The organism is Gillisia xinjiangensis (assembly GCF_046298265.1).
Lineage (GTDB): Bacteria > Bacteroidota > Bacteroidia > Flavobacteriales > Flavobacteriaceae > Gillisia > Gillisia xinjiangensis.
On sequence record NZ_JBKAHK010000123.1, the window covers coordinates 1 to 523 of the forward strand.

Here is a 523-nt window from a genome sequence, read left to right on the forward strand (position 1 = left end):
ATGACCACCCTGACGCTGTCCGCCGTATCGAAGCACTTCGGCGCCATCCGGGCGCTGAACGACATCTCCCTCGCCCTGCACTCCGGCGAGGTGGTGGGCCTGATGGGCGACAACGGCGCCGGCAAGTCCACCCTGGTGCGCATCATCGCCGGCAACTTCCCGCCGAGCAGCGGCCAGATGGCGATCGAGGGGCGCGGCGTCGCCTTCCACGGGCCGGCCGATGCGCGCGCCGCCGGCATCGAGATCGTCTACCAGGACCTGGCGCTGTGCGACAACCTGACGGCGCCCGCCAACGTCTACCTGGGGCGCGAACTGACGAAGACCATCGGCCCCTTCCACCTGTTGAACTACAAGGCGATGTACCAGCGCGCCGGCGAGCTGTTCGCCGAACTGAAGTCGGAAACCCGGCCGCGCGACCTGGTGCGGCGCATGTCGGGCGGCCAGCGCCAAGCGGTGGCGATCGCCCGCACGCGCCTGTCGGATCCGAAGATCGTGCTGATGGACGAGCCGACGGCGGCAATCA

Annotated in this window: 1 protein-coding gene; it reads left to right on the forward strand. The window is 69.2% G+C overall.

Annotated features, from left to right (window positions below; genetic code table 11):
- Positions 1-523, forward strand: a 523-nt coding sequence (locus ACKGJN_RS16800; protein WP_409540717.1) for an ATP-binding cassette domain-containing protein, incomplete at both ends; no start/stop codon positions are given.